The following is a 2,408-nucleotide window of genomic DNA, read 5'->3' as shown; positions in this document are numbered from 1 at the left end:
CTTGCCTTTTGCCTTTTGCCTATACTTTAGGTATTAATTTATCATAACGACTCTAGAAAAGCCCAGGATTTTTTCCCGACTCCCGACTCCCGACTCCCTACTCCCTACTCCCGACTCCCGACTCCCGACTCCCGACTCCCTACTCCCTACTCCCTACTCCCTACTCCCTACTCCCTGCTCCCTATTCCCTGTTCCCTTTAAAACTTAACTATGGCAATCAAATTTTGGAATGGTATTGCATTAATTGAAAATGACACCTATAGGACTCAATTAATACCAAAAGTAGGACGCTTAGATCACGATCAATCACTGTTGAGGGGGATTTTACCTCATATACCAAGGGGTGGTGTTGCCATAGATGTTGGTGCCAACATTGGCGATCACACCATTGCTTACCTGAATAAAGTTGGGATAACTGGTCGAGTGTTAGCATTTGAACCCCTGCCAGAAGCTTATGAATGTCTCAAATTAAATGTACCAGGGGCAGAATCCTATAACTATGCCCTTTCAGACCAAGAAGAAACCCTGAATTTGGTGATTAGACCAAACACAGGAGAGAGTTTTTGCTCCTATTCCGATAACTCACAAACCATTCGAGCTGTTCGATTAGATTCCTTTGAGTTTACCCAGCTAGACTTGATCAAGTTTGATGTAGAAGGTTGGGAGTTAAAAGCCCTCAAAGGAGCTGAAGAGACGATATATCAACATCAACCTCGGATGGTGATTGAGATTAATGAGCAAGTATTTAAACGAACCCTCGGGAATCGACATCAGATTTACGATTTTCTGAGGCGACATGATTACGAGTTACAACCAATACAACCAAAGACCAGCCTCAACACTGAGAGAATTGATTTACTGGCAATACCAGAAAAGGCACAATACTTCTGCGGCTTTCAGCATAAATTAGGGGAAGCTTACACAGAAAATAGTCAGCTTGACCAAGCTATTATCGCTTACCGTCGTGGGATTGGGCTTAACCCCAAGATATCTTCGTCTCATCACAACTTGGGGGAAGTCTTGGAGAAACAAGGTCATCTCGAAGCTGCGATCGCATTTTACCGTAAAGCCATTGACCTCAACCCTGATCACCATCAGTATCATATCACCTTAGCCAAAGCCCTAGCCCGAAAAGGGATGGCAGCTGAAGCAGTAGCTGAGTATCGCTTAGGGCTGTCCCTTAACCCTAACTTCCAGTGGTCAGAGGATAATTTTGGCGAGGCTTTATTAGAAGGTCTGTATAAACACCATAGTAAAAACCATAGTAAAGGTTTCCAGGAAAACCCTAGTCAAAAGAATGACTTGATGTCCTCAAGCCACGACTGTGGTGTAATTTATTTAGCGATTGGGGAAAAATTTAAACGAGAATTTCTTAATGCTTATAAATTTTTCAAGAAATCCAATCCTACCATCCCGATATCCCTATTTACCGATTGCGCCATTGGGGAGTTAGATGGCTGTACAGTCTATCCTTTAAAAAGAAACAAAAATCCTCATAAACTCAAAGCAGATATCTTGAAAATGAGTCCTTACGAAAAAACCTTATTTATGGATACAGATACCTTGGTAATTGGGGATATTTCCGATATTTTTGTGTTTCTTGATGACTGTTATTTATGTATAGCAAAAGAACCTAATGTTGACTATAGTAAACAACCCTATAAATTTATTGGCTATAAATCACATAAACACATTAATACAGGAGTATTCGCCTTAAAAAAATGCCAATTCATTACTAAAATGATTGATGGCTGGATTACTCTGATGTCAGAACAAGATGACTCAGATATGAGAGCAGGACATTTTGGTGACCAGTACTATTTCAACCAGTTATTACAATCGGGTTTCTTCGAGCAAGAAGGAGGCAAAGTAAAGGTCATAGACAACAATATTTACAATGTCAGACCTCAGGCTCTGCCTCACTTAATCAAAGATGGCTTGTTTAATCAAGCCAAGATAATTCATCTACGACTCTCTGCTTTTGTCCCATCATTAGTTTCTCTTAAAAAGAAATAGGGATTAGGGAATCGGGAGTAGGGAGTCGGGAGTGGGTAATAAAGCGATAGTAAGCATTAACGCTAGTTGGTATGCAACAATCGCTTTTTTCAGATTCTCTTGCCTATCACCACGGATTCTGTCATTATGGGCAGACCAAGGTTGTTTTGAGGGTTGCTTTGAGTCATTGCCCAAGCCATGGGAAAGTCTTGTGTGGTGCGAACGGACGAAGCTTGTTGGAATGCTTCAATAGCAAGTTCTAGATTTTTAGCCCTGTCCCCACGGATTCTGTCACGTCCATCGAGACATTGGAGTGCAGGTTTTTCCGTCCATGAGTGCATATGCTGCCAAAGAAGAGGATCCATGCCACCCCAAGCGTGGCAATCTCAATCCGCGAGGGAATGGCTCTGCTC

The 2,408-nt window shown here is 41.9% G+C and carries 2 protein-coding genes; one reads left to right on the top strand and one right to left on the bottom strand.

Features of this window, described 5'->3' with window-relative positions; genetic code table 11:
• The first annotated feature begins 210 nt into the window (after positions 1 to 210).
• Positions 211 to 2,016 (top strand): FkbM family methyltransferase, encoded by a 1,806-nt coding sequence (locus tag F6K20_RS34310; RefSeq protein WP_008181865.1) that lies wholly within the window; start codon positions 211 to 213, stop codon positions 2,014 to 2,016.
• 3 nt (positions 2,017 to 2,019) lie between these two features.
• On the opposite strand, the gene F6K20_RS34305 is transcribed toward F6K20_RS34310, so the two are convergent.
• Entirely contained in the window at positions 2,020 to 2,190 is a 171-nt protein-coding gene (locus F6K20_RS34305; protein WP_287297776.1) for a hypothetical protein, read from the bottom strand.
• Between the last annotated feature and the right edge of the window lie 218 nt (positions 2,191 to 2,408).

It is taken from the genome of Moorena sp. SIO2C4, from assembly GCF_010672485.1.
In the GTDB taxonomy this organism is placed as follows: domain Bacteria; phylum Cyanobacteriota; class Cyanobacteriia; order Cyanobacteriales; family Coleofasciculaceae; genus Moorena; species Moorena producens.
The sequence above is the reverse complement of the archived record's forward strand: the minus strand, read 5'-3'. Positions and strand labels throughout refer to the sequence as shown.

What these genes read in the sequence shown, in the direction of transcription:
- F6K20_RS34310 (WP_008181865.1), top strand. Translation starts at nt 211, where the DNA reads ATGGCAATCAAATTTTGGAATGGTATTGCATTAATTGAAAATGACACC.